Annotated in this window: 22 protein-coding genes, 1 pseudogene and 1 riboswitch; of the genes and pseudogenes, 11 read left to right on the top strand and 12 right to left on the bottom strand. The window is 74.3% G+C overall.

Annotated elements, in window-relative coordinates; genetic code table 11:
* Positions 1-181: 181 nt before the first annotated feature.
* Positions 182-661: a hypothetical protein gene (locus BFL37_RS05860; RefSeq protein ID WP_143331588.1), complete on the top strand. Its 480-nt coding sequence runs from the start codon at positions 182-184 to the stop codon at positions 659-661.
* Between the two features lie 18 nt (positions 662-679).
* Here BFL37_RS05860 and BFL37_RS05855 read toward each other — a convergent pair whose 3' ends face one another.
* Complete coding sequence (locus BFL37_RS05855) at positions 680-889, bottom strand: hypothetical protein (RefSeq protein WP_086514221.1); 210 nt, start codon at positions 887-889, stop codon at positions 680-682.
* A gap of 64 nt (positions 890-953) precedes the next feature.
* Positions 954-2,366, bottom strand: a complete 1,413-nt coding sequence (locus BFL37_RS05850) for a right-handed parallel beta-helix repeat-containing protein (RefSeq protein WP_086514220.1) — start codon at positions 2,364-2,366, stop codon at positions 954-956.
* 229 nt (positions 2,367-2,595) lie between these two features.
* Here BFL37_RS05850 and BFL37_RS05845 point away from each other — a divergent pair, with 229 nt between their 5' ends.
* A complete protein-coding gene (locus tag BFL37_RS05845) occupies positions 2,596-2,841 on the top strand; it encodes a hypothetical protein (protein WP_241533884.1) in 246 nt (81 codons plus the stop codon).
* On the opposite strand, the gene BFL37_RS05840 is transcribed toward BFL37_RS05845, so the two are convergent.
* Complete coding sequence (locus BFL37_RS05840; RefSeq protein WP_086514218.1) at positions 2,838-3,758, bottom strand: aldose 1-epimerase family protein; 921 nt, start codon at positions 3,756-3,758, stop codon at positions 2,838-2,840. The genes BFL37_RS05845 and BFL37_RS05840 overlap by 4 nt on opposite strands.
* 10 nt (positions 3,759-3,768) lie before the next feature.
* Positions 3,769-4,593 carry a DeoR/GlpR family DNA-binding transcription regulator gene (locus tag BFL37_RS05835; RefSeq protein ID WP_086514217.1) on the bottom strand — a complete coding sequence of 275 codons (825 nt, stop codon included), beginning with the start codon at positions 4,591-4,593 and terminating at the stop codon, positions 3,769-3,771.
* Positions 4,594-4,686: 93 nt separating this feature from the next.
* On the opposite strand from BFL37_RS05835, the gene galT reads away from it, so the two are divergent.
* From galT to BFL37_RS14690, 4 genes and pseudogenes are all read left to right on the top strand, one after another.
* The gene (gene galT, locus BFL37_RS05830) at positions 4,687-5,829 is read left to right on the top strand and encodes a galactose-1-phosphate uridylyltransferase (protein WP_086514216.1); all 1,143 of its coding nucleotides are present in this window, start codon (positions 4,687-4,689) and stop codon (positions 5,827-5,829) included.
* Positions 5,826-6,986 (top strand): galactokinase, encoded by a 1,161-nt coding sequence (galK, locus tag BFL37_RS05825; protein ID WP_086514215.1) that lies wholly within the window; start codon positions 5,826-5,828, stop codon positions 6,984-6,986. The genes galT and galK overlap by 4 nt, the downstream gene beginning before the upstream one ends.
* A gap of 42 nt (positions 6,987-7,028) precedes the next feature.
* Positions 7,029-7,832, top strand: a pseudogene (locus tag BFL37_RS14695) (GNAT family N-acetyltransferase); the annotation flags it as partial.
* A 123-nt stretch (positions 7,833-7,955) separates the two neighbouring features.
* Positions 7,956-8,561 carry a gamma carbonic anhydrase family protein gene (locus tag BFL37_RS14690; protein ID WP_241533896.1) on the top strand — a complete coding sequence of 202 codons (606 nt, stop codon included), beginning with the start codon at positions 7,956-7,958 and terminating at the stop codon, positions 8,559-8,561.
* A 49-nt stretch (positions 8,562-8,610) separates the two neighbouring features.
* On the opposite strand, the gene BFL37_RS05815 is transcribed toward BFL37_RS14690, so the two are convergent.
* Together BFL37_RS05815 and glyA are read right to left on the bottom strand one after the other, a co-directional pair.
* Complete coding sequence (locus tag BFL37_RS05815) at positions 8,611-9,513, bottom strand: bifunctional methylenetetrahydrofolate dehydrogenase/methenyltetrahydrofolate cyclohydrolase (protein ID WP_086514213.1); 903 nt, start codon at positions 9,511-9,513, stop codon at positions 8,611-8,613.
* Positions 9,510-10,787: a serine hydroxymethyltransferase gene (glyA, locus tag BFL37_RS05810; protein ID WP_086514212.1), complete on the bottom strand. Its 1,278-nt coding sequence runs from the start codon at positions 10,785-10,787 to the stop codon at positions 9,510-9,512. The genes BFL37_RS05815 and glyA overlap by 4 nt, the downstream gene beginning before the upstream one ends.
* A 32-nt stretch (positions 10,788-10,819) precedes the next feature.
* Positions 10,820-10,903: riboswitch (ZMP/ZTP riboswitch) on the bottom strand.
* 180 nt (positions 10,904-11,083) lie between these two features.
* On the opposite strand from glyA, the gene BFL37_RS05805 reads away from it, so the two are divergent.
* A complete protein-coding gene (locus tag BFL37_RS05805; protein WP_086514211.1) occupies positions 11,084-12,730 on the top strand; it encodes a DUF3459 domain-containing protein in 1,647 nt (548 codons plus the stop codon).
* A gap of 40 nt (positions 12,731-12,770) precedes the next feature.
* Positions 12,771-13,271, top strand: coding sequence for a hypothetical protein (locus tag BFL37_RS05800; protein WP_086514210.1), 501 nt, complete (start codon positions 12,771-12,773; stop codon positions 13,269-13,271).
* 45 nt (positions 13,272-13,316) lie between these two features.
* Here the strand turns inward: BFL37_RS05800 and BFL37_RS05795 are convergent, their stop codons facing one another.
* Positions 13,317-14,174 (bottom strand): LysR substrate-binding domain-containing protein, encoded by an 858-nt coding sequence (locus BFL37_RS05795; RefSeq protein ID WP_086514209.1) that lies wholly within the window; start codon positions 14,172-14,174, stop codon positions 13,317-13,319.
* Positions 14,175-14,282: 108 nt separating this feature from the next.
* Here BFL37_RS05795 and BFL37_RS05790 point away from each other — a divergent pair, with 108 nt between their 5' ends.
* The gene (locus BFL37_RS05790) at positions 14,283-15,851 is read left to right on the top strand and encodes an MFS transporter (protein ID WP_086514208.1); all 1,569 of its coding nucleotides are present in this window, start codon (positions 14,283-14,285) and stop codon (positions 15,849-15,851) included.
* Here BFL37_RS05790 and BFL37_RS05785 read toward each other — a convergent pair.
* Positions 15,760-16,791, bottom strand: coding sequence for an aldo/keto reductase (locus tag BFL37_RS05785; RefSeq protein ID WP_086514207.1), 1,032 nt, complete (start codon positions 16,789-16,791; stop codon positions 15,760-15,762). The two genes, BFL37_RS05790 and BFL37_RS05785, sit on opposite strands and share 92 nt — an antisense overlap.
* A 119-nt stretch (positions 16,792-16,910) precedes the next feature.
* On the opposite strand from BFL37_RS05785, the gene BFL37_RS05780 reads away from it, so the two are divergent.
* On the top strand, positions 16,911-17,591 hold the full coding sequence (locus tag BFL37_RS05780; RefSeq protein WP_086514206.1) for a metal-dependent transcriptional regulator: 681 nt from the start codon (positions 16,911-16,913) through the stop codon (positions 17,589-17,591).
* 39 nt (positions 17,592-17,630) lie between these two features.
* Here BFL37_RS05780 and BFL37_RS05775 read toward each other — a convergent pair whose 3' ends face one another.
* The 3 genes from BFL37_RS05775 to BFL37_RS05765 all read right to left on the bottom strand — a co-directional run bounded on the left by BFL37_RS05775 (position 17,631) and on the right by BFL37_RS05765 (position 21,332).
* Entirely contained in the window at positions 17,631-18,881 is a 1,251-nt protein-coding gene (locus BFL37_RS05775) for an Nramp family divalent metal transporter (RefSeq protein ID WP_086514205.1), read from the bottom strand.
* 126 nt (positions 18,882-19,007) lie between these two features.
* Positions 19,008-19,937 (bottom strand): hypothetical protein, encoded by a 930-nt coding sequence (locus tag BFL37_RS05770; RefSeq protein WP_086514204.1) that lies wholly within the window; start codon positions 19,935-19,937, stop codon positions 19,008-19,010.
* 90 nt (positions 19,938-20,027) lie between these two features.
* Positions 20,028-21,332, bottom strand: a complete 1,305-nt coding sequence (locus BFL37_RS05765) for an MFS transporter (protein ID WP_086514203.1) — start codon at positions 21,330-21,332, stop codon at positions 20,028-20,030.
* A gap of 77 nt (positions 21,333-21,409) precedes the next feature.
* Here BFL37_RS05765 and purU point away from each other — a divergent pair, with 77 nt between their 5' ends.
* Positions 21,410-22,282, top strand: coding sequence for a formyltetrahydrofolate deformylase (purU, locus tag BFL37_RS05760; RefSeq protein WP_086514202.1), 873 nt, complete (start codon positions 21,410-21,412; stop codon positions 22,280-22,282).
* A gap of 83 nt (positions 22,283-22,365) precedes the next feature.
* Here purU and BFL37_RS05755 read toward each other — a convergent pair whose 3' ends face one another.
* The gene (locus BFL37_RS05755) at positions 22,366-25,983 is read right to left on the bottom strand and encodes a S8 family serine peptidase (protein WP_086514201.1); all 3,618 of its coding nucleotides are present in this window, start codon (positions 25,981-25,983) and stop codon (positions 22,366-22,368) included.
* Between the last annotated feature and the right edge of the window lie 302 nt (positions 25,984-26,285).

Raw genomic sequence — 26,285 nt, 5'->3', positions numbered from 1 at the left:
TCTGCTACCCCGTGCGCACCCCTGTGACCCGGGGACCGCTACTCCCTGGGTCGTCGGTTCGAGCCCGACGGGGCCCACCCCGCTTCCGAGCCCGGTGCAGGCGGACCGTGCATCGCTCGACGCATGCCCGTCCTCCTCCTGGAGGACTCCCCACCGCGAGGCCCGCCGATAGCGTCGCAGCATGCTTTCTCGCGCCATCTCCCTCGTGCCCATCGCCCTCGCGGCCGCCCTCCTCCTCACGGCCTGCACCGGGGAGCCCGCTCCGACGCCGGCCACCCCGGATGCCTCGATCTCCGCGTCGCCGTCCCCCGCCCCGGAGGCGGCCGCCCCCGCGACGCCCGTCACCCCCGCGGCCGAGCTCGAGTCGGAGCAGAGCCCCGCCTGGACGAAGGAGCAGCTCTGGCGGGCCTGCGTCGACTGGCGTGCCGCCGAGGAGGACCGGAACGGCTGGGCGCACCCCGCCGGTTCGTGGAACCAGTGGGACCAGCTGGTCATCGCCCAGCCGCAGGTCGGCGACCTCTACGACGTGCAGATCCTCGGCTACTTCTGGCAGGAGAGCGTGCAGGACGAGGTCGGCGCGATCCTCGAGTGCAGCATCGAGGGCTCCCCCGAGGACCACACCGTGACGGCCACGGATCCGGAGAAGCACCACTCGGAGTGACGCGCCCGGCGGCGCCGCTCAGGACCGACCGGCCCTGTCCAGCACCAGGAACGGCGGCGTCCGGTACAGGAACCTGAGCGGGGTCCGCATCGCCGCGGCGTGGATCCCGAGCGACGCCGCGATCGCGACCACGCTCACCACGAGCGGCAGCAGGTACGGCGCGGCGCCGGGATCCGGCCCGGGCTCGCGGCCCTCGCCGGCTGATCCCGGTTCCGGAGCCAGCGGCACCGGACGGCGCGCGTTCGGCGCCGCCTGACCCTCGGCGCACCGGGCCTATCGGTCGTCCGCCCGGTCAGCCCGCCGGCGTCGGCGTCGGGGTCGCCGGAGCCGGCGTCGGCGTCGGCGTCGGCGCCGGCGCCGTCAGCGGACGCCCGAAGCCGTCGACGCTGCGGACGCCGCGGTCCGTGATGACGGAGGCGAAGGACGCGTCGGGGTTGTTCGGCAGGGACGGGCGCTCGACGCGGGTGTCGCGCGCGTACGGGCCCACCACCACGACGCGCTGCGCCGGGTACTTGGTCGGGGTCATGAACATGGTGCCGCGGCCGACGAACGTGTCCTGCGTGAGCCGGGCTCCCTGGTCCACGAGGCCGACGCCGATGCCGTGGGCGCCGAGGTCGCCGCCGGTCACGATGTTGTAGCCGACGACGGTGGCGCCGACGCCCGCCCCGATCTCCATCTGGTAGCCGCCCGCGCCCGAGTTGCCCTCCAGGCGCATGCCGTTGATCCCGAGCTCCGAGACCATCGACGACGTGTTGCTGGTGGGGATCGCGAGGAAGCCGCGCGCGGCCTTGTTGCCGGCCCCGCAGCCGATGACGCGCGTGTTCTCGAAGCGCGCGTTGGTGGGGGCGATGCGGATCCCGCCCGCCACGCAGTTCACGATCTCGGTGTCGCGCATGACGATGTCGATGGCGTTGACGCCGTCGCAGTCGACGCCCCAGGTGCCGGCCGTGATCACGCGCAGGCCCTCGATGACGTTCGCGTAGGAGTACTCGTCGTTCGCGGCCGTGAAGTTGGTGCGCGCGAAGTAGACGCCCGCGCCGCCGGTGGCGTTCAGCTCGATGTCGGTGATGCGGCAGTGCAGCAGCGAGCGCAGGTACAGCCCGTGGCGACCCGTGCGCGTGCCGCTGATGCTGAAGCCGGTGAGCGTGACGGTGGCCTTGTTGTTCGCGGCGGGCCCGGAGTCCGCGCCGATCTTTCCCTGCACCTTGAAGACGTCGCCGGTGGATCCCGCGATCTGCCGGATCGTCGTGACGCGCCGCCCGTAGCCCTCGATGGAGATGGCCGGGTACCCGTAGGGCGCTCCCGAGAGGGCCTGCTTCGGCCAGATGGCGCTCGAGTAGTCGATGCCGGTGGACGTGACGCGGATCTCGCACGGCGGGAGGATCCCCCGCCCGCCGGTCTTCTGGAGCGCGGCGAAGAACGCGGCCATGGCCTTCGTGTGATCCGCAGCGGAGGGCACGAAGCCGAACTGCTCCGGGTAGTAGACGCGCGACTGGTCGCCCACGACGCCGGCCGCCGACGCGGGCGGCGCCGTGGCGGGCGCGGCGACGGCAGCGACGCCGGCGGTCGCGCCGACGGCGGCGAGGAAGACGGAGCGGCGGCCGACGAGCGGCGGACGCTGCGCGGGTGCCGGGGCGTCCTGGGCGAGGGCCTCGGCGGGCAGGTCGGTAGTGGACGCGTACGCGTCCGTGCGTGGACGGGACAAGGGGAGCCTTCCGGGTGGGCCGTGCTGACGGGTGCGATCGGGCCGCCGATCCGCTCCCCCGAGCACCGGACGCCCCACGCGGGATACGGCAAGGGTGGGTCCCGCTGCCGCCCGGAGCGTACCCCCAGTTCGGGGAGGCGCGGGGCGGGCTCTCCACCGGCCGGATCCGCGTGATCACGGCGATTCCGCCGCCAGGTCGTCGACGCGCGGCGATGCGATGCTGGAGCGCATGAGCATGCAGGCCGACGAACTCGTGATCGCGATGCTGACCGCCGAGGAGACCGGCGAGCGCTACGACCTCCTGAAGTCCGCCCTCGAGGAGCACGACGACCGCGGCGTGCAGTACCTGTCGGGCGTCGTCGGGCGGCTGCTCGCCTACATCGACGGGCTGCGCGAGCCCGAGGAGAACCGGATCGCGCTGGAGCGGTACACGCAGCGGGTCGCGCTGCAGTGGGCGCAGGAGGACGAGGGCTAGAAGCCCGTCGCGCGGATCCCCCAGCTGAGCGTCCACTCCTCGCCGGGCGCCAGGCGGCGGACGCCGACGCCGGAGTTGAAGGCGTCCGCGGGCGCGGTCATGGGCTCGATGGCGACGGCCTGGGATCCGTGGGTCGGGAACTCCCGCGGCGTGTAGACCTGCAGGAAGCCGAACGGCGCGTCCGCCCACAGCTCGACGCCGCGGCCGTCGGGCGCGGTGAGGCCGTGGCGGCTCACACCGCCCTCCACGTGCACGTCGCCGTAGCCCGTGTTGAGGTCGAGGTCGCCGACGACGCGGCCCTGCCGGAGGTCCTCGTCGGCGCCGTCGACGGAATGATCGGCCACGGGGATGAGCGCGTCGTCGACCTCGGACCACGTGTCCGCGCGGACGGTGAGCGTGAGCTCGGAGGAGGGGACGCCGCCGATCGCGAGGTACGGGTGCGCGCCGACCGCGACGGGCGCCGGGCCCGCCGAGTCGTTGCGGATCCGGTGGGTGACGACGAGTCCGTCGTCGGTCAGCCGGTACGTGACGGACGTGTCGAGGAGGAACGGGTAGCCGTGCTGCGGGAAGACGGTGGCGGAGAGGGTCACGCGGTCCTCGGCCCGGTCGGAGGCGGCGTAGCCCGTGTTGCGGAGGAGGCCGTGCGAGGCGTTGCCGAGGGAGGGCTCCGAGACGTCGAGCGCCTGGGACTTCCCGTCGAGCTCGTAGCGGGCGCCGCGGATCCGGTTCGGCCACGGTACGAGCACCATGCCGGCGCCCATCGGGGCCACGACGTCCTCGCCGTAGGGCTCCACGAGGTCGACGCCGTCGAGGGTCAGGCCGCGGATCGCCGCCGCGAGCTGCACGACGGTGGCGCGGAGCTCGCCGGACGGGCCGGCGTGGACGAGGTGGTGCTGCTCTCCGGTGACGGGTCTCATGAGATCCACGTTACGGCCGCCCGGCCTCGGACGGCCCGCCCGCCTGGACGACGCGCAGCCCTGCGTCGCGCAGGCGGCCGACCTCGTGCGGGTCGGCGTCGGCCTCCGTGAGCAGCGTGTCGACGAGGACGAGCGGCGCGACGGATCCGAGGTGCGTGCGGCCGAGCTTGGTGCCGTCGGCGACGACGACGGTGCGGGCGCTCGCGGCGACCATCCGCCGCTTCACCTCCGCCTCCGGCAGGTTGACGTTCGTGACGCCGCGGTCGACGTCGACGCCGTTGCCGCCGATGAAGGCGATGTCGGGGTGCAGGCGGTCGAGCACGACGGAGGCGAGCGGATCCACGAGGCTGTGCTGCAGCGCGCGCAGCGTGCCGCCCGTGACCACGACCGTGAAGCGCGGCATGGCGCGCTCGAGCTCGAGGGCGAGGGTGAGCCCGTTCGTGATCACCGTGACGTCGACGAGGTCCTCCCGGGCGACGAGCGCGCGGGCCACCTGCAGCGTCGTGCTGCCGACGTCGAGCAGCACGCTCTGGCCGCTCTCCACGATCTCGGCGGCGGCACGGCCGATGGCGCGCTTGGCGTCGGCGGCCGACTCGAGGGTGACCTCGAGGCTCTGCTCGCGCGCGGCCAGACCCGAGCGGAGGACCGCGCCGCCGTGCACGCGCTGGACGGCGGCCGAGTCGGCGAGCGCGTCCAGGTCGGCGCGGATCGTGACGGCGGACACGCCCGCGTCGGCCGCGAGCTCGGCGACGGTCGCGAAGCCGCGGTCGGCCAGCCGCTCGAGGATGCGCGACCGGCGGGTCGCCGCGGGGACGGATGCGGTGTCGTCGGCCATGCGGCGAGCCTCCCGCACGCGCTTGCCGGAACGCAAGCCGGGGGTTTCGCGAGCGCAGATCTTGCGCCCACGAGCCCGTAGGATCGAGGCATCATGCATGCCGACCAGACCGTCACGACGTCGCCGTCCGGGATCACGCAGCGCCGCACGCTGCTGTCCGACGGCCGCGAGCTCGTCTACTTCGACGACGCCGACACGACCCTCCCGCCCGAGCGCGCCGCCGACGCCCGGCCCGCCGCGCCCCGCCCGCCCACCGCGACGATGCGGCAGGACGTGCTCACGGGCGAGTGGGTCTCCATCGCGGCCGCGCGGCAGAACCGCGCGCACCTGCCGCCGGCGGAGCTGGATCCCCTCGCCCCCGCGAGCCCGACGAACCCGTCCGAGATCCCGAGCATGTACGACGTCGCGGTCTTCGAGAACAAGTCGCCGTCCTTCGGGCCCGCGCTCGCCGACACCGCAGGCGTCGACGCGCCCGTCGACGACGACGACCTCACCTCCATCGGCGTCGAGCGCACCCGCACCTCGGTCGGCCGCTGCGAGGTCGTCTGCTTCAGCCCCGAGCACACCGGCTCCTTCAGCGGCCTCACGCCGTCGCGCGCCCGCACCGTGGTCGAGGCGTGGGCCGAGCGCACGCGCGCCCTGTCGGCGATGCCCGGGATCCGCCAGGTGTTCCCGTTCGAGAACCGCGGCGAGGCCATCGGCGTTACGCTGCACCACCCGCACGGGCAGATCTACTCGTACCCCTACGTCACGCCGCGCACGCGTCGGCTCGTCGAGTCGATCGAGCGGTTCGGGCCGGGCCTGTTCCAGCGGATCCTCGAGACCGAGCAGGCGTCCGAGCGCGTCGTGCTCCGCGGCGAGCACTTCACCGCGTTCGTGCCGTTCGCGGCCCGCTGGCCCGTGGAGATCCACCTGCTGCCGCACCGCCACGTGCCCGACCTCGCCGAGACGACCGAGGCCGAGCGCGACGAGCTGGCGACGATGTACCTGCGGCTGCTGCAGGGGATGGACCGGCTGTACGACACCCCGACGCCGTACATCGCCGCCTGGCACCAGGCGCCCGCGGACGCGCACCGCGACGAGATCCGGCTGATGCTGCAGATCACGTCGCCGCGCCGCGCGGCCGACAAGCTCAAGTTCCTGGCCGGATCCGAGGCGGCCATGGGCGCCTGGATCGGCGACGTGCCGCCCGAGAAGGCGGCCGAGATGATCCGGAAGGCAGTGGAGGACGCATGACCGACATCCGAGACGACGTGCGCGAGGGATTCCGCGCCCGCTTCGAGCGCGAGCCGCACGGCGTGTGGTCCTCGCCGGGGCGCGTGAACCTCATCGGCGAGCACACCGACTACAACGAGGGCTTCGTGTTCCCGTTCGCGATCGACCGCCGCACGGTCATCGCGCTGGCTCCGCGGGAGGACGACCGGATCCGCCTCGCCAGCTCCTTCTCGGAGGAGATCGTGGAGGCGCGCCTCGCCGACCTCACGGGCGAGCGCATCGAGGGCTGGCAGGCGTACCCGCTCGGCGTCGCGTGGGCGCTCGGCCAGCGCGGGGCCGACCTCGCCGCCGTGCCCGGCTTCGACGTGTTCATCGACAGCGATGTGCCCGTGGGCGCGGGGCTCTCGTCGTCGGCCGCGCTCGAGGGTTCCATCGCCCTCGCGCTCGACGACATCTGGCGCCTGGGCCTCGACCGGCAGACGCTCGCGGCGGTGGGGCAGCTCGCCGAGAACGAGATCGTGGGCGCGCCGACCGGGATCATGGACCAGTCCGCGAGCCTCCTCGGCCAGCAGGACGCGGCCGTGTTCCTCGACTGCCGCTCGCTGGAGGCGGAGGTCATCCCGCTCGGGCTCGAGGCCGCCGGCCTCACCATCGCCGTGATCGACACCCACGTCGCCCACGCGCACGCCGACGGCGGCTACCGCGCGCGGCGCGAGTCGTGCGAGACCGGCGCGCGCCTCATGGGCGTCCCGTCGCTCCGCGACCTCACGGTCGACGACCTCGTGCGCGCCCGCGAGGTGCTCGACGACGAGACGTTCCGGCGGGTGCGCCACATCGTCACCGAGAACCAGCGCGTGCTCGACACCGTGCGCGCGCTCCGCGAGGAGGGCCCGCGCGCCATCGGCGAGCTGCTCGATGCGAGCCACCGCTCCATGCGCGACGACTTCGAGATCAGCGTCCCGGAGCTCGACCTCGCGGTCGAGGTCGCGCAGAACGAGGGCGCGATCGGCGCGCGCATGACCGGCGGCGGGTTCGGCGGATCCGCGATCGCGCTCATCGACGTCGACTCGCTCTCGCGTCTCCAGGTCGCCGTCGACGGCGCGTTCGCCGAGCACGGCTACACGGGGCCGACGGTCTTCACGGTCACGCCGTCGGACGGGGCCAAGGCGGAGCAGTAGGGCGCGGGTCGCTCCGGCGGCGCCGCCCCTAGGCTCGGCGGCATGACGCACGCGGCCGCGGGCCTGACCGAGATCACCGACGACCCGGACGGCGCCGTGCGCGACATCCCGCGCGCGCTGTCGGCGTGGTTCCCCGCGTCGACCCACCCGGGCGGCTTCGCGTGGGAGGTCGCCACCGGGCAGCTGCCCGACAGGATCGCCGTGGTCCGCGACGAGGCGGGCGCGCTCATCGGCTGGGCCGCCTGCTCCGAGGACGACGCGCGCGTCGAGTGCGCGCCCGGCGACGACGCCACGACCGACATGCTGGCGGAGTGGCTGCTCGACGCCGCCGGGGACGCGCGCACGAGCGTCGCCGTCCACCGCGGGCAGGAGCGGCTGCGCGGGATCCTCGCCGGCCGCGGTTTCGCCGACGAGGCCGTCCCGCTCGCCGGGCTCCGTCACCCCGCCCGCGACACGGGCGCGCGACCGCCTTCCGGGTACCGCATCCGCCCGGTGGGAGACGGCGAGGAGGAGGCCAAGGTCGCGGCCCACCGCCGCGCCTGGAAGCCGGTCGAGCTGCCCTTCACCGACGGATGCGGCGACGGGATCGACCCCGACGCCGAGAGCCGCTTCGACGCGGTCGGCTACGCGGCCGTGCGCCGCGCCGCCGTGTACCGGCGCGAGCTCGACCTCGTGATCGAGGCCCCGGACGGATCCCTGGCCGGCACCTGCACGGCATGGCTCGACCCGGCGAGCGGATGGGCGGAGCTCGAGCCGCTCGGCATCGTGCCGGAGCACCGCCGCCGGGGCCTCGCGCAGATCCTCGCGCTCGACGTCTGCCGCCGCGTCGGCGAGCTGGGCGGCCGCGACGTCTTCATCAACGCCTCGCCGCTCCCCTACTACCGGGCGCCGTGGGACGCCTACGCCGCAGCCGGCTTCGCGCCGATGGAGCGGGGCGCGCGGATGCGCCGCCCGGCCTACCCTGGCCGCATGACCGTCGACCCCCAGGCCACCGTCCGCGCGCTCCCCGGATCCCCGGCGCCCGACATCGCGCCCGACGCCCTCGTGGCCGCCGGAGCCCGCGTGGTCGGGCGCGTGACCCTGGCCGCGGGATCCAGCGTGTGGTTCAACGCCGTGCTGCGCGCGGAGGCCGCGGACATCGCGATCGGCGCGGGCTCCAACCTGCAGGACAACGTGAGCTGCCACGTCGACGCGGGCTTCCCGCTCACGGTCGGCCAGGGCGTGAGCGTCGGCCACAACGCCGTGCTGCACGGCTGCACCATCGAGGACGACTGCATCGTCGGCATGTCCGCCACCGTGATGAACGGCGCGGTCGTCGGCCGGGAGTCGCTCCTCGCGGGCGGCACGGTCGTGCTGGAGGGGCAGGTGATCCCGCCGCGCTCGCTCGTCGCGGGCGTACCCGGCAAGGTGCGGCGCGAGCTCACGGACGAGGAGGTCGCCGGGCTCCGCGCGAACGCCGCGCACTACGTCGAGAACGCGCGGCTGCACGCGGGCGCGATCCCGACGCCGGCCGTGCTGCTGGGCGCCGAGCGCGCCGCGGCCACGGACCCCGGACGCGAGGAGGGGACGGCCTGACCGGCCGCCCCCTCCTGCAACACCGCCGCACGACCCGCGGCGAGCGCCGTCAGCCGCGCAGCTCCTCGGCCAGGCGCGCGTCGCGCTCGGCGGCCAGCACCACGTTGACGAGCAGCATCGCGCGCGTCATCGGTCCGACCCCGCGCGGATTCGGCGACAGGTGGCCGGCGACCTCGGCGACGGCCGGATCCACGTCGCCCGTGAGGCGCGCCTTGCCGGTCTCGGAATCCACGACGCGCGTGATCCCCACATCCAGCACCGCGGCGCCCGGCTTCACCCACTCGGGCTGGATGAGGTGCGCGACGCCGACGGCCGCGACCACGATGTCCGCCCGGCGGACCTCCTGCTCGAGGTCGCGCGTGCGGGAGTGCGTGAGCGTGACGGTGGCGTCGAGGCCCTTGCGCGTGAGCAGCAGGCCGAGCGGCCGCCCGACCGTGAGGCCGCGGCCGACGACGACCACGTGCTGGCCGGCGATCGGCACGTCGTAGCGCTCGAGCATCTCCACGATGCCGGCGGGCGTGCACGGCAGCGGCGAGGTCAGCTCGCCCTGCACGCCGAGCACCAGGCGCCCGAGGTTCGTCGGGTGCAGGCCGTCGGCGTCCTTGGACGGGTCGATGAGCTCGAGCATCGCATTCTCGTCGATGCCCGCGGGGAGCGGCAGCTGCACGATGTAGCCCGTGACGGCCGGGTCGGAGTTGAGGCGCTCGATGGCGGCGCGCACGTCGTCCTCGGTGGCGTCGGCGGGGAGGTCCATGCGGATCGACTCGATGCCGACCTCGGCGCAGTCGCGGTGCTTGCCGGCGACGTAGGAGCGGGATCCCGGGTCGTCGCCCACGAGGAGCGTGCCGAGCCCGGGGATGAGGCCCTGCTCGCGGAGAGCGCGGATCCGCACGGCGAGCTCGGACTTGACAGCCGACGCGGTGGCGACGCCGTCGAGCACGACCGCCGTCACTGGGTGAGGCCCTCGTAGAGCGGGAAGCCGTCCGTGAGCGTGAGCACGCGCGCACGCAGCGCGGCGAGGTCGCTGCCCGGCTTCAGGGTCTCGGCGATGATGTCCGCCACCTCGGTGAACTCCGTCTCGCCGAAGCCGCGGGTCGCGAGCGCCGACGTGCCGATGCGGACGCCGGACGTGACCATCGGCGGGCGCGGGTCGAACGGCACCGAGTTGCGGTTGACCGTGATGCCGACCTCGTGCAGCGCATCCTCGGCCTGCTTGCCGTCGATGGGCGAGTTCCGCAGATCCGCCAGCACGAGGTGCACGTCGGTGCCGCCCGTGAGCACCGAGACGCCGGCCTCGGTGGAGTCGGCCGCGACGAGGCGCTCGGCGAGGATCTGCGCGCCCTGGATGGTGCGGCGCTGCCGGTCGGCGAACTCCTCGGTGGCGGCGATCTTGAACGCCGTGGCCTTGGCCGCGATGACGTGCATGAGCGGCCCGCCCTGCTGGCCCGGGAAGACGGCCGAGTTGAGCTTCTTGGCGAGCGCGGTGTCGCGGCTGAGGATCACGCCGGACCGGGGGCCCGCGAGCGTCTTGTGCACGGTGGAGGAGACCACGTCCGCGTAGGGGACGGGCGAGGGGTGGACGCCAGCGGCGACGAGGCCCGCGAAGTGCGCCATGTCGACCCAGAGCTTGGCGCCCACCTCGTCGGCGATGGCGCGGAACGCGGCGAAGTCGAGGTGGCGGGGGTACGCCGACCAGCCGGCGATGATGACCTGCGGGCGGTGCTCGAGCGCCTTCTCGCGCACGACGTCCATGTCGATGAGGAAGGTGTCGGGATCCACGCCGTACGCGGCCGCGTCGTAGAGCTTGCCGGAGAAGTTGAGCTTCATGCCGTGCGTGAGGTGGCCGCCGTGCGCGAGCTCGAGGCCGAGGATCGTGTCGCCCGGCTGCGCGATGGCGGCGAGGACGGCGGCGTTCGCGGTGGCGCCGGAGTGCGGCTGGACGTTGGCGAACTCGGCGCCGAAGAGGCTCTTCGCGCGGTCGATGGCGAGCTGCTCGGCGACGTCGACGAACTCGCAGCCGCCGTAGTAGCGGCGGCCCGGGTAGCCCTCGGCGTACTTGTTGGTGAGCACGGATCCCTGGGACTGCAGCACCGCGCGCGGCACGAAGTTCTCGCTGGCGATCATCTCGAGGGTGCCGCGCTGGCGGCCGAGCTCCTGCTCGAGGACCGCCGCGATCTCCGGGTCGACCTCGGAGAGGGGGGCGTTGAAGGACGGGTCGACGGGCATGGGACTCCTTGTGCACGGTGGACGAGCGGATGCGTCGTGGCCCAGGCGTACGGCCACCAACCGTGTGAGTCGCTCCCCGATGGTGACCCATCCGAACGCCAGTCGCGACGGGTCCGATCCTACCCGGGCGGGCGCGCGCACGCGAGGCGCGCGCCCGCGCCCGGTCAGCCGCGCCCTGGCCGCCGGGCGACGCGATGCGATGTGCCCGAAGGGTTTGCGGGTCACACGCCCCGCTCGCCCGTAGGATCGAGGGTGTCGGGCGACGATGCCCGCACGATGCGGAGGAAGGACCGAGCATGGGGAGCGCAGCGCTCACGACCGATCCCGCGGCAGGCGGGCACGACCGCGACGACGCGCGCGCCGGCTCCGCGACCCGCGACCACGCCCCCGCCCCCGCCGGGCAGGCCTCCGCGCCCCCGTTCGACCGCGACGCCCTCGCCGCCGACCTCCGTCCGCTCGCGGGCGACGACGCCGACGACCTCGCCGATTTCCTAGCCGCCGACCTCCACGACATGCGGGCCCGCCGCACGCCGACCGCCGGCTCCCCCGACGACCTCGACCTCGACCTCCGCACGGGCGGCGTCTGCTACGTCGACCGGTACGCCGACGACCTGCGGGGCCTCATCGCGCGGATCCCCGCCCTCCGCGACCTCGGGCTCACGCACCTGCAGATCACGCCCGTCGCCGAGCGCGGGGACGAGGACGCCGACGCCGACGCGCTCCTCGCGCCGGGCGTGCGCGTGCGCGCGGGCCTCGGATCCGCTGCAGACCTCGCCGACCTCGCCGACGCCCTGCACGACGCCGGTCTCACGCTCGCCGTCGACCTCTCCCCCGCCGACGCCGACGCGCCCCCGGCCGACCGGATCCGCGACGCCCTCCGCGAGACCGTCGCCCTCGCCGCCGCGGGCGCCGACGTGGTCCGCGTCGACCCCGCCGCCGTGCTCGGCGAGCGCCCCGACGCCGACCGGTCCGCCCTCCTCCGCGTGATCGCCGCGCTCGGCCGCCGCGTCTCCCCCGCGCTCGCGCTGGCCGTGGCCGCCGACGCCGACCCGCGAGGGGCCGCCGAGCTCCTCGACGGCGACGCCGTCCGCCTCGCCGACGACCCCGCGCTCACCGCGCTCGTCTGGGAGGCGCTCGCCACCCGCTCCGCCGTCCTCCTCTCCCGTGCCCTCGAGCGCCGCGGCGACGTGCCCGGGGGATCCGTCCGCATCGCGCGCGTCCGCAGCCACGACGCCCTGCGCTTCGCCTTCGACGACGACGACGCCCGTGCCCTCGGCATCGACCCCGCGGAGCACCGCCGCTTCCTCGCCGACTACCACGTCGGCCGGTTCCCCGGCAGCCACGCGCGCGGCGTCTGGCACCCGGACGGCGCGGTCGCCGGCACCACGGCGTCCCTCGCGGGCCTGGAGCAGGACGACCCGGGCGCGGTCGAGCGGATCCTGCTCGCCCACTCCGTCGCCCTCAGCACGGGCGGCCTCCCGCTGATCGTGCTCGGCGACGAGGTCGGCCAGCTCAACGACTACGGCTACGACGACGTCCCGGCGCACGCCGAGGACAGCAGGTGGGTGAACCGCCCGCTCTACCCCTTCGACCGGTACGACCAGCGCGACGACCGCACGACCAGCACCGGCGTCATCCACGCCGGGATCCGTCGCCTGGTCGCCGTGCGCCGGTCGACGCCCGCGCTCGGCGGCACGCGCATCGTCGGCTTCGACGCCAACGACCCGCGCGTGCTCGGCTACCAGCGTCCGCACGAGGACGGCACGGTCCTCGTGCTCGCGAACCTCGGCGACGACCCGGCGACGGTCTCCGCGGAGACGCTCGGCGGCTTCGCCGAGCACGCCGTGGACCTCGTGCGCGACGAGCGGCTCCGCCTCACGAAGGGCATCGTGCTGAGCCCGCGCACGTTCGTCTGGCTCCAGGCGGCTCACGACCTCGCGTGACACACTCGCAGTCACGGACGGGTCGGCACGGAGGAACGGCATGAGCGACGAGGGACGCGGCACGGACGAGCCTGCGGAGGGCGCACGCGCCGCATCCGGGTTCGCCTGGCCCATGTGGGTCAACATCGGCTGGATCGCGCTCGGCGCCTGGCACGTGCTCGCGCCGGTCAACGACGCGTCCGGCTGGCTCGGCATGTTCCAGATCGCGGTGGGCGCCTTCGGCATCATGGCCGCGCGCCGCCGGGCCCGCCGCCTCGCGGAGGCGGAGGCCGAGGCGCTGCCGCTCGAGGAGGCCACCCGCGTCCCCGCGGAGGTCGACGACGAGCGGGCGCGGCTCGACGAGGCCGCCGCCGCGCACGCCGAGATGGACGCCCGGCTGCGCGCGCTCGCGATGCAGCTCGAGCAGCCCGGCACGCCCGGTGCGGATCCCGACAGGGCCGAGCCGCCGCACCAGCCGGGAGCGCGGGGGCGCGGCCGCCGGGGCCGTGCGCGCGACGCCGGCCTCGCCGACGACGGCCTGCCGCCCGTCGCCCGCTGGTAGCGCGCCGCCCGCCCGCAGGGCGCCGCCCGCCCGCAGCGCCTCCCGTCAGCTCGCCCGCGCCACCCCGCGCGACATGATCGCCGAGGTCAGCGCCTCGATGGACGCGCGCGGCCCGGCCGGGTTGTCCATCAGCACGTAGTCCACCTCGTCGAGCTCCGGCAGGCCGAGCCGCGAGGTCACCTTCACCAGGTCGGTGGGGATGAGCGCCTGCGGCAGCACCGCGACGCCCATGCCGGCGCGCACCGCCGCGAGCACGCCGTTCACGTCGCGCGTGCTGCACGTGATCCGCCAGGTGCGGCCCGCCCGCTCGAGCGCGTCCATCGCCATCTGCCTGCTGATGCTCGGCGCGCGGTACGCGATGAGCGGCACGGTCGCGCCCGGCTCCACGAGCGTGCGCTCGAGGCCCACCCACACCATGCGGTCGCGGCCGACGAGGCGCGCATCCGGCTGCTCGTCGACCGTCGTCTTGGTGAGGATCAGGTCGAGCTGCCCCGCGAGCAGCCGCCGGTGCAGCGGCCCGCTCTGGGTGACCGTGAGCTCCAGCTCGATCTGCGGGTGCAGCTGCCGGAAGTGGCGGAGGATCCGCGGCAGCTGCGTGATCGCGAGGTCGTCCGCGGTGCCGAAGCGCAGGCGGCCGCTCACCTCGGATCCGCCGAAGTAGCTCTCCGCCGCGCGGTGCGCCGCGAGGATCGTGCGCGCGAAGCCCGCCATGGCGTCGCCCGCGTCCGTGAGGCGCATGGCGCGGGTGTCGCGCGCGATGAGCGTGCGGTCGACGGCCCGCTCGAGCCGGCGCACCTGCTGGCTCACGGTCGGCTGGCTGATGCCGAGGCGCGCGGCCGCCTGCGTGAAGCTGCGGGTGTCGGCCACGGCGAGGAACGTCGCGAGCAGGGTCGGGTCCAGCACGTCGGCACCTCGTCATTCGATCATCGGATGGCACTCATCATGTCGAGACGGGATCCGAATGGGAAGCCCGCGGGTAGCGTCGACGTCGGCCCCACGAGGGCCGCACCCATGCAGAACCGATCCGCTCATACGCAACGCACCCCGCAGGATGAAGTGACACCGCCGCCGAACGCCTTCCCCCCGACCGCCCCGCTCCCCGTCCAGACCCAGCGCCCGCCGTGGCGCCACACGCTCATCGCCCTGAGCGTGCCGAACTTCCGCCGGTTCACGGCCTCCAACGTCATCGCCATGACCTCGGGCTGGATGCAGCGCATCGCCCAGGACTGGCTCGTGCTCGAGCTCACCGGCAGCGTCACCGCGGTCGGCATCACCGTGGCGATGCAGTTCGCGCCCATGCTGCTCTTCGGCCTCATCGGCGGCGTCATCGTCGACCGCTGCTCCAAGCGCATGCTGATGATGATCACGCAGGGCACCTACGCCGTGCTCAGCGCGCTGCTCGCCGTGCTCACGCTCTCGGGCGCCGTCGAGGCGTGGCACATCTTCGCCATCGCGTTCGCGACGGGTCTCGTGACGGTGATCGACAACCCGGCCAGGCAGGTGTTCGTCACCGAGATCGTCGGGCAGAAGCACCTGAGGAACGCCATCAGCGTCAACTCGTCGGTGTTCCAGCTCGGCGGCATGGTGGGCCCCGCCCTCAGCGGGATCCTGCTGCTCGCGGTCGGCGCCGGCTGGTCGTTCGCGATCAACGCGCTCGCGTGCGTCGTCGTGGTGCTCACGCTGTGGAGCCTCGACGTGAGGACGCTCATCCGCATGCCGCCGGCGCCGCGCCGCCGCGGCCAGCTCGCGGAGGGGCTCCGCTACGCGCGGTCGAAGCCGACCATCCTGTGGCCCGTCGTGCTCGTGGCCGTCTTCAGCGTCTTCGGCCTCACCATGCCCGTGCTGCTCGCGGCGTTCGCGAGCCAGGTCTACGACGTGGGCGCCGGCGGCTACGGCTTCTTCAACTCGATGGTGGCGATCGGCGCGCTGACGGGCGCGCTGCTCTCGACCCGCCGCGCGACCGTGCGGCTGCGCACCATCGTGGTCGGCGTCGGGATCACCGGGCTCCTGCAGGCCGCCGCCGGGCTCATGCCGGGGATCGCGCCGTTCGCCGTCGTGCTCGTCACGGTCGGGATGGCGTCGCTGCTGTTCCAGACCGCGGCCAACTCGCTCGTGCAGCTCTCCAGCAACGTGGCCATCCGCGGCCGGGTGATGAGCGTCTACGTGCTCGTGCTGCTCGGCGGCCAGGCCGTCGGCGGCCCGCTCATGGGCGGCATCGTCGAGGCGTGGGGCGTGCACGTCGGCATGGTCGTCTCCGGCGGGGTGCCGGCGCTGGCCGCCGCGGTCGTCGCCGTGATCCTCGCGCGCCGCGGCCAGCTGACCCTCGAGGTCGTGGTGCGCCGGCACGTGCCGCGGGTGCGGATCACGCCGCGCGCCGAGCGCCCGGAGCCGGCGCGGCCCGTCGTCCGCGCGGACGACGCGACGACCCCGGCGCCCGCCACGGCGCCGATCCCGTCACCCGCGGCGACGGCGACCGGCGCCGTCCCGATCAGCCGCGCACGTCGATCGCGCGGTGGCGCTGCTGCACGCCGGCCGGGCCGTACGGGTACTCGGACACCACGGGCGCGCTCACCGCGCTGAGCGAGGCGATCTCGTCGGCCGTGAGCTCCAGGTCGGCCGAGGCCATGTTGTCCTCGAGCTGCTCCACGGTACGGGCACCGAGGATCACGCTGGTCACCGCCGGCTGCGCCTCGAGCCACGCGAGCGAGACGCGGGCCGAGCTGGATCCGTGCGCGTCGGCGACCCGGCGCACCTCGTCGAGGATCGCCCAGGTGCGCTCCTGGCCGTTCCGCGGCGTGAACGCCTCCATGCCGCGCTCCGGGTCCTCGCCGAGGCGGGTGGCGCCGGTGGGCGTCTCGTCGCGGCGGTACTTGCCGGTGAGCCAGCCGCCCGCGAGCGGCGACCACGGCAGCAGGCCGATGCCGGCGTCGAGCGACGCGGGCACGATCTCCGACTCGATCTCGCGCACGAGCAGCGAGTACTGCGGCTGCAGCGTGACGGGCGGCGTGTACCCGAGCGCCTTCGCGACGTGCACGGCCTTCGTCAGCTGCCAGCCCAGGTAGTTCGAGAAGCCGTAGTACGAGATCTTGCCGGCGCGCACGGCGTCGTCGAGGAAGCGCAGGGTCTCCTCGAGCGGGGTCACGGCGTCCCACGCATGCATCTGGTACAGGTCGATCGTGTCGACGCCGAGGCGGCGGAGCGAGTCGTCGAGCGCGCGGGTGAGGTGGCGGCGGGAGGTGCCGACGTCGTTGTTGCCCTCCCCCATCGGGAAGCGGCCCTTCGTGGCGATGACGAGCTGGTCGGCCTCGGCGGGGTGCGCCTTCAGCCAGCGGCCGACGATCTCCTCCGAGACGCCCGACGTGTAGACGTCCGCGGTGTCGATGAACGTGCCGCCGCCGGCGACGTACGCCTCGAGGATCCGGCCCGAGGTCTCCTCGTCCGCCTCCGCGCCGAAGGTCATGGTGCCGAGCGCGTAGGTCGAGACGACCGCGCCGCTGTTGCCGAGATTCCGGTACTGCATGTGGTTCCTCCATCGGATCCGCCGCGGGCGTCCCTGCCCGCGGGTCCCGTCCAGCTTGCACCGCCCGGGCGGCCGGGGTCGGCTGCGGAGGACGCGAGGCCGCTCGGTACCATGGCGGCATGTCCGTCGACGAGCTCTCCAGCGCCGCGCAGGACTACCTCAAGCTCATCTGGTCGGCGACCGAGTGGACCGACCAGCCGATGACCGTGTCGCGGCTCGCGGAGCGGCTCGGGATCCGGCCCGCCACCGCGTCCGACGGGATCCGCCGCCTCACCGCGCAGGGCCTCGTGGAGCACCGGCCGTACGGCAGCATCGAGCTCACCGACGACGGGCGCCGGCACGCGATCCAGATGGTGCGCCGCCACCGCCTGCTCGAGACGTTCCTCGTGGAGGCGCTCGGCTACGGCTGGGACGAGGTGCACGACGAGGCCGAGGTGCTCGAGCACGCGGTCTCCGACGACTTCGTGGCGCGCATCGACCGGCACCTCGGGCACCCGTCGCGGGATCCGCACGGCGACCCCATCCCCTCGGCCGACGGCGAGCCGCACCTGCCCGACGCGACCGTGCTCGCGGACGCCGCCGCCGACCGGCCGATGCGCGTGCGCCGCATCTCCGACGAGGACCCGCGGCTGCTGCGCGAGCTCGCCGATCACGGCATCGGGCTCGACGCGACCCTCGTCCGCGCCGCCGCGGCCGACGCCGGCGACCCGGCGGCCGTGGTCGTGACGGTCGACGGATCCGCCCGCCGCCCGCTCACGGCCGCCGCGGCCTCCGCGGTGTGGGTCTCCGACGCCGGCTGATCCGCGCGCCCGAGCCGGCGGCTCCGGCGGGCTCCGGGCTCAGCCGGCGAAGGTCAGCACCACGAGTGCGACGTTCAGCACCACGACGAGCGACACCGCGACCCACGCCGCGATGCGCGTGAGCGGCCGGTCGACGTGCGCGCCCATCACCCGGCGGTCGCCCGTCAGGCGGATGAGCGGGACGAGCGCGAACGGGATCCCGAGGCTCAGCACGACCTGGCTGATCACGAGAGCGGTGGTCGGGTCGACCCCGATGCCGAGGATCACGAGCGCGGGGATCAGCGTCACCACGCGCCGGGCGAGCAGCGGCACCTTCACGTGCAGCAGGCCGCCCATGATCGCCGCGCCCGCGTAGGCGCCCACCGAGGTCGACGCGAGCCCGGACGCGAGCAGCCCCACCGCGAACACCACGCCGACCACCGGCCCGAGCGACGCCGTGATGGCCGCGTGCGCGCCCTCGATCGAGTCGGTGCCGGGCACGCCGCCGAGGCTCGCGGCCGCGATGAGGAGCATCGAGATGTTGACGGCGCCGGCCACGGCGAGCGCGGTGATCACGTCCCACCGGGTCGCGCGCAGCAGGCGCCGCAGCATGCCGTCGTCCGTCTGGACCCCGTGCCGGTCGCGGCTGAGCGAGGAGTGCAGGTAGACGGCGTGCGGCATCACGGTCGCGCCGAGCATGCTGGCGGCGAGCAGCACGCTGCCCGGCCCGTCGAAGCGCGGCACCAGGCCGCCCGCGATGCCGGACGCCGACAGCGGGCTCACGACGAGGCCCGTGAGGAAGCCGACGGTGATCACGAGGAGCAGCGCGCCGATCACGAGCTCGAACGGGCGCTGTCCGTGCCGCGACTGCACGGCGAGCAGGCCGATGGAGACGAGGCCGACGATCACGCCGCCCGCGAGCAGCGGGATCCCGAACAGCAGGTGCAGCGCGATGGCCCCGCCGATGACCTCCGCGAGGTCGGTGGCCGCGGCAATGAGCTCCGCCTGCACCCAGAACGCGCGTCGGCGCTGCGTCGGCAGGCGCTGCCCGAGCAGCTCCGGGAGGCTGCGGCCGGTGACGAGCCCGAGCTTCGCCGACTGGTACTGCACGAGCACGGCGATGAGGTTGGCGGCCACGAGCACCCACACGAGCAGGTAGCCGTAGCGCGCGCCGGCGGTGAGGTTGGCGGCGACGTTGCCGGGATCCACGTACGCGATGGCGGCGACGAACGCCGGCCCGAGGAGCAGGACGAGGCGCGGACCCGTGACGGGCCGGCGCGCGCGGCGGCGCTCGGGGGCGGTGCGGGTCATGGCGGCCTCTCCGACGAAGTGTTAGCCGAGGCTAACATCCGTTCGCGCACACAGGAAGGGCCCGTCCGGATGCGGACGGGCCCTCGGGGCGTGCGGGGTCGGCGGGCGCCGGCGGGCGCCGGGGCCTCAGCTCGCGGAGCGGCCCGGCGCGAGGAACGCGGAGTCGTCCTCCGCCTCGCCGCGCACGATGCGCACCCACTGCGCGAGGAGCGCGGCGCCCGCCTCGTCGTGGATCAGGTCGCCGGCCGTGAGCACCGGGTACGGCGTCGCGGGGATCCCGTCGGCCGGCCGCACGTCGACGTGCGCGACCTCGTGGCCGTTCTCGTGCAGCCAGCGGGCCATCGCGTAGTCGGTGCGCGAGTCGCCGACCGTGCGCCAGCGCAGCGGCAGCGGGCCGCTGTCGGCCAGCAGCTCGAGCGCGCGGGCGGCGCCGAGGTCCTTGCCGAGGCGGACGGACTCGATGTCGGTCGAGATGATCGTGGGATCCACCCGCACCTGCACCTCGCCGTGCGCGTCGGGCACCTCGACGCCCTCGAGCACCGAGCCGAGCCCGTGCGCCGTGAGCATCTCCACCGCGCGCGCGTCGAGGTCGGGCTGCACCCGGAGGTAGTCGGCGGAGGAGACGCTCGTGTGCTGCTCGAGCGAGACCATGGCGTGCTTCGTGTGGTCGAAGAACATCCAGTCGGCGAAGCGCTCGGCGACGAGCCGCTCCATGTCCCGCATGTACGCCTCGGGCAGCGCGAGCGCCCGGTCGACGTGCACCTCGCCCGCGCCCGCGGGCGTGATGGAGAACCACGACGCGCCCTTCTCGCACACGGCGTGCACGCGCGCGCCCTCCGGCAGGCCGGCGGCCAGCAGCGGGCCCACGACCTGCTCGCGGATGAAGGCGTCTGAGCGGCCGGTGTTGAAGACGATCGGCACGCCCGCGGCCGCGAGCTCCACGAGGTCGGCCGCGATGCTCGGGATGGCGAGGGTGCGGGTGATCGGGCTGGCGATGGGGCCGTCGACGTCGAGCAGGAGGCCGAGGGGCGCGGGGGTGGTGGTCACGGCCCCCATCCTCCCGCAGGCGGGAGGCGCCCCGGTGCGGCGGGGGATGACGACGGCATCCTGCAGGCGGGGCGGGCGCCGCCGGGGAGCGCGCCGCCGTCAGGCGGCGGTGCGCGCGGAGGCGGCGCGGGCGCGGGCGGCCCGGCCCGCGGATCCCACGACGAGCACGACCGACACCGCCATCACCGCGAGGAACGCTCCGGCCAGCGACGCGATGCCGAACCCGTCGAGCAGGGCCCCGCCCACGAGTGCGCCGCCGCCGATGCCGACGTTGAACGCGGTCGTGTAGAAGGAGCTGGCCGTGTCGCGGAACGACGGGTGCGCGGCGTGCAGCATGCGCGTCTGGAGCAGGGTCGGGATCGCGCCGAACGCGAGGCCCCAGAGGAGGAAGCCGGGGATCGCGACGGCCCAGAGGCCGGGCACGAACGCGAGCGCGCTGACGCCCGCCGCCGCCGCCGCGAGCCCCGCGAGCACGCCGAGCTGCGGTCGGCTCGAGAACACGGTGCCCGCGAGGAGGAGCCCGACGGCGCCCGCGATCCCGTAGCCGAAGAGCATGGCGCTCAGCTGCTGCTCGGGGATCCCCATGACCCGCGTGACGAACGGGTCGACGTACGTGTAGAGGCCGTACTGGCCGATCATGATCACCATCGCCGTGAGGCACACGAACAGCACGCCGCCGACGCCCTGGCCGGCCATGCGCTGCCGGATCCCGACGCGGCCGCCCGCGGGCGCGTCGACGGGCGCCTCCCGCTCGGGCCGCCCGACCGCGGGCAGGAAGCGCCAGACGAGCAGGATCCCGAGGAGCGTGAGCACGCCGATCCCCGCGAACGCCGCCCGCCAGCCGAACGCCTGCCCCGCCGCGGTGCCGACCGGCACGCCGAGCACGAACGCGAGGCTGCCGCCGCCGACCGTGAGCGCGACCGCCCGGCCGATGAGCGCGGGCGGCACCAGGTGCGCCGAGTACGCGCCGACGACCGCCCAGAACAGCCCGTGCGCGAGGCCGCCGAGCACGCGCGTCGCGGTGACGAGCTCGAACGTGGGCGCGAACGCCGTCAGGAGGTTGCTCGTCGCGAACACCGCGAGCACCCCGAGCAGCAGCGCGTGCCGCGGGACCCGGCGGGTGAGGGCCGCGAGCGGGGCGCTCGAGACGACCACCGCGACCGCGAACACCGAGACGAGGAGGCCGACGCGAGACTCCTCCACGCCGAGGTCGCCGCTCATCTCGCTGAGGAGGCCGGTGGGCAGCATCTCGCTCGTGACGCTGAGGAACACGCACGCGGCGAGCGTGAGGATCCCGACCCAGGGGAAGCGGAACGACGGGTCGCCCCCGGCCGGCGGGCGGCGGCGTCCGGAGCGCTCGGCGCGCTCGAGGTCGGGCAGGAAGATGGGGGAGGTGTTCGTCATGTTGACCTGAGGGACGCGACGGCGGGAGTGCTCCCGGGGCCGGCGGGACCCGCGCAGCCAGTCGATAGCCTAGACGGATGACCGACCAGGCCACCCGCGCGCGTCCGCCGCACCGCGTCCTCAGCTTCTCCTGCGACGACCGCCCGGGCATCGTGCACGCCATCGCGGGCGCGATCGTGGAGGCGGGCGGCGACATCACCGAGTCGCAGCAGTTCTCGAGCGCCGACACCGGCCGCTTCTTCATGCGCCTGCAGATCCAGGCCGCGGCCGACGACGACCGCCTGGCCGACGCCCTCGCCGCCGTGGTCGAGCGCTACGACGCGACCTGGCACCTCGACGAGGTGGGCCGGCCGCTGCGCACGCTCGTGCTGGGATCCACCGCCGAGCACTGCGTGAACGACCTGCTGTTCCGGCAGCGCGCGGGGCAGCTGCCCGTCGAGATCCCGCTCGTGCTGAGCAACCACGGGAAGCTGGCCGACCTCGCGGGCTTCTACGGCGTGCCGTTCGAGCACGTGCCGGTCACCGACGACGCGTCGAAGCAGGCGTTCGAGGAGCGCGTCATCCGCGCGGTCGAGGAGCACGACATCGAGCTGGTGGTGCTGGCGCGCTACATGCAGATCCTCTCCCCCGGGCTCTGCGCCCGGCTCAGCGGCCGGATCATCAACATCCACCACTCCTTCCTGCCCGGCTTCAAGGGCGCGAACCCCTACAAGCAGGCGCACGCGCGCGGCGTGAAGCTCATCGGCGCGACCGCCCACTTCGTCACGAGCGACCTCGACGAGGGTCCGATCGTGGAGCAGAACGTGGTGCGGGTGGATCACTCCCGCAGCGCCCGCGAGCTCATGGCCATCGGCCAGGACGAGGAGTCGCGCACGCTCACGCAGGCCGTCCGCTGGTTCGCGGAGCACCGCGTGCTGCTCGACGGCGCGCGGACGATCATCTTCCGCTGACGCGCGCGGGTGCCCGGACGCACGAGAGGGGCGGGCGCCTCCTGGCACCCGCCCCTCCGCGGTCCGTCGCTACGTCAGCCGGATCAGCGGCTCACGTAGAGGTACTTCGGCGAGCTGGCCTTCGCCGCGTTCGCGTCGTCGCCCGCGTACGTCGCGGTCACCGTGTAGCGGCCCTTCGCGTACGCCGGCAGCTCCACCCGACCGGTGCCCGACGCGTCGAGGGTGACCTCGAACTCGTCCGAGCCGACCGTCACGGTGACGGTGCCCGTGGGCGCCGCCTTCGCGGCGCTGTCGACCTTGACCGTGACGACCGCCTTCTGCGCGCTCGTCAGCACGGGCGGCTTGACGCCCACCGTCACGGTGCTGGCCAGCTTGATCACGACGGGCTCGCTGGTCGCGGTGCCCGAGGGTCCCTTCGCGGGCTTCGCGGTGACGACGACCGTGATCTCCTTGCCCGCCACCGACGGCGAGACCCGGTAGGTCGCGCGCGTCTGGCCGGCGAGCGGCTTCCCGTCCGCGAACCACTGGTACGAGAACGCGAGGCCCTCCTGGTCCCACGTGCCGGGCGAGGCGGTGAGGGTCTGGCCGACGGTGGGCGTGCCCGAGATCACGGGCGGCTCCGTCGCCTCAGGCGCGGGGATCGCACCCGACTCGACGCGCACGTAGGTCAACGCCTCGGTGCCGGCGTAGGCGACCCGGCCGAGGTACGCGGTCTCGGGGGCGAGCCCGCTCCACGAGGCCGTGTAGGTGACCGGTCGGCTCTGCACCGCGTCGAGCGGGTTCGGGGACACCGTGAAGGCGCCCTCGTCCGTCGTCTCGGACAGGTCGAACTGCGTGACGGTGAAGTCCTGCGTGGTCTGGCCCTCGGGGATCGAGAACACCCCGACCACGACGACGTAGTCGCCCGCCTCCGGCGTCTCGATGGTCACGGACTCGTCGGCCGACTCGGTCGCCGAGTCGAACTGCTCGACCGGCTTCCCGCCCTCGAGGCGGAACACCGAGAGGTCGAGGTCCGCCGCGTCGTCGGCCGAGTCGAGGTCGATCCGCGTGGCCAGCTGACCGGCCGGGACGGTGGTCGCGTACTGCAGCTCCGCCTTGGCGGGACCCGTGCCGGAGATCGGCGAGGACGCGTCCGCGGGGTTGGCGTACACGCGGCCGGCGGTCAGGCCCTCCGCGGCGAGCGCGATGGGCCCGGTGGTGCCGGGCGTCACGGTCACGTCGACGGATCCCGTGATCCCCGTCCCCTGCACCTCGTCCGGCGCGGCGATGGAGACCGGGTTCACCGCGATCGGGCTGCGCACCGTGGTGTCGCCGCCCGTCCAGGTGAGCGATCCGGTGGCGTACGCGTCGACGGGCGCCGTGGTGCGCGTGAACGACACCTCGAACGACTTCGTCTGCCCCGCCTCGGTGAACTCCAGGGTCGACGGCGTGACGTCCGTGGTGACGCCGTCGAGGCCCTGGACGCTCGCGGTGTAGGTGCCCGCGCGGGTGGCGGTCACCTCGCGCGTCACGGTCTCGGAGCCGGTGAGGGCGCCGATCGCGATGCTCGCCAGGTTGAGCTCCGACGGGTCGACCGGGTCGATGCCCGTCGCGTAGCCGGTGGCCGCGAGGTAGGACAGCCAGTCGGCGCGGTCGTTCAGGTACAGCAGGCCCGGGTCGAGGTACCGACGCGCGTCCACGTGCCCGGCGCCCTGGGCGAACGGATCCGTCACCGCCGCGCCGTCCTCGCCCACCGTGTCGTACGCGGTGGTCATCATGGCCGACTTGATCTCGGCGGGCGTCGCCTTCGGGCGCTCGCCGAGGTACAGCAGCGCGAGGCCGGCCACGTGCGGGGCCGCCATCGACGTGCCGGAGAGGAGCGCGAAGGTCGGCTCCGCGCCCGCGGCGTTGTTCGTCGCCGCGATGATCGAGACGCCGGGCGCCGTCACGTCGGGCTTGAGGATGTCGCTGCCGTCCGCGAGCACCGGGCCGCGCGAGCTGAAGCCCGCGACCTGGGGCGTCGGGGCGGAGACGCCCGTCGTGTTGTCGGGCACCAGCGTCACGGTCGCGTCGGGCGTGGCCGCGTAGGCGGAGACGGCCGCGTAGGCGTCCGCGTCGAGGTGGACGGTCGGCACGGAGTGCGTGTCGGCGTCGACCGAGTTGGGCGTCGGGTTGACGAGCACCATGCCGATGCCGCCCGCGCGCTCGACCTCGGCCGACTTCGCGACGCGGTCGAACGTGCCGCGCTCGCACAGGACGATCTTCCCCGCGGTCTTCGCCGGGTCGAGCACGCCGGGTCCGCAGAGGGCCGGCGTGGTGGCACCGGCCGCGGCGACGGATGCGGCCGTCACGAACGCTCCGGAGACCGGCTCCGTGACCGTGATGGACGAGCCCGCGAAGGCCTTCCCGTCGCCGAGCTGGGCCGTGGCCTCGAAGTTGCCCGCGACCGTGCTCGCGGCGACCGTGGTGATCCACGGCGACGCGTTGTCGAGCGTGGAGGAGTCGGGGCCGGAGTTGCCCGCGGAGGCCGCGACGAAGATGCCCGCGCTGGCCGCGCCGAGGAACGCCCGGTCGGTGGCGGAGAACGTGGTCTGCGCCGAGCCGCCGCCGATGGAGTAGTTGATGACGTCGACGCCGTCCTTCGTGGCCTGCTCGATGGCGGCGACGAGGTCCGCGCCCGCGCAGCCGTCGTCCGTCTGCACGGCCGGGTCGGGGCCGGACCAGCAGACCTTGTAGGCCGCGATCTTGGAGGCGGGCGCGACGCCCGAGATCTCCCCGAGGTCGTTGCCGTCGATGGTGGCCGTCACGTCGGGGTTGCCGGCGGCGGTGGACGCGGTGTGCGAGCCGTGCCCGTCGCCGTCGCGCGGGGAGACGTACTCGCCCGTCGCGGCCGTGCCGATGTTCTGCTGGCCGAAGCCCGTCACGTAGTAGCGCGCGCCCACGACCTTCGTGGAGCAGTCGGCCGCCGTGAACTGCTCGCCGGTCTGGCACGCGCCCGTGAAGGTGGTGCCGTCGCCCTTGGCGAAGGTGATGGCGGATCCGTCGCGGTACGGCTCGGCGCCCGCGGTCGTGCCGAGCGGCTCGCCCGCGAACGCGGGGTTCTCGGGCGCGATGCCCGTGTCGATGACGCCGATGACGGCGCCCTCGCCGGCCTCCTCCTGGCCGCCCGTCTCCGCCCAGACGCCGTCCGCGCCCGTGAGGCCGAGGAAGTCGGCCGCCGGGGTGGAGGTGGGGTGGTAGATCCGGTCGGGCTCGACGGAGGCGACGTCGCGGTCGCCGGAGAGCTTCGACGCCTGCTCGGCCGTGAGGACCGCGGAGAAGCCGTTGACCGTGAGGGAGTAGGAGTAGTCGATGTCCGCTCCGACGCTGGCGGCCACGTCCTCCTGCTGGTCCTCGAGGTAGTCGGTGTACGCGGTGACCGGACCGGCCTGCGCGTCGAGCTGCGCGCCCGAGCGGGCCTGGGTCGCGGGGAGCCCGTCGACGCCGCCCCGGTAGGTCGCGGCGGCCTCGTCCGCGAGGGTCACGATGTAGCGGCCGTCCTCGAGCTCGGACGCCGGCGTCGCCGTGGTCGGAGCGGGGGCCGCCATGGCGCCCCCCGCTCCGAGGGCGACGAGGCCGGCCGCGACGAGGGCGGTGGTGGCGACGGAGGCCGTCGCCCTGCGCAGGGCTGATGCGCGGGCGGACTCCGAGCGGAGCCGGGGGGAGCGTGGGATCACGAACACGTCCTTCAGATGGGGATCGGTGGCCCGAACGCGCCCCTTGCGACGCGCACGAATCCTCAACATACCCCGGGCATTCACCCTGAGAAAGGCTCCGTGTTACCGCCGTGTAACAGATGGACGAGGCACTCAGATGCCCGTCATGTCGGCGATCCGGCGCCGTCGCCGCCACGTCGGCCGTCCAGCGCAGACGCCTCGCATGCGGCAGGTGTCCAGGCTCCCGTCCGGGCGGATCCGCGCGTGCCATGCCGTGCTGCGGTCGCCCGCGCACGCGAGAGGGGCGGGTGCCGTCGGCACCCATATTC

Origin of the sequence: Clavibacter michiganensis, from assembly GCF_002151125.1 — a bacterium.
Lineage (GTDB): Bacteria > Actinomycetota > Actinomycetes > Actinomycetales > Microbacteriaceae > Clavibacter > Clavibacter michiganensis_C.
The sequence above is the reverse complement of the archived record's forward strand: the minus strand, read 5'-3'. Positions and strand labels throughout refer to the sequence as shown.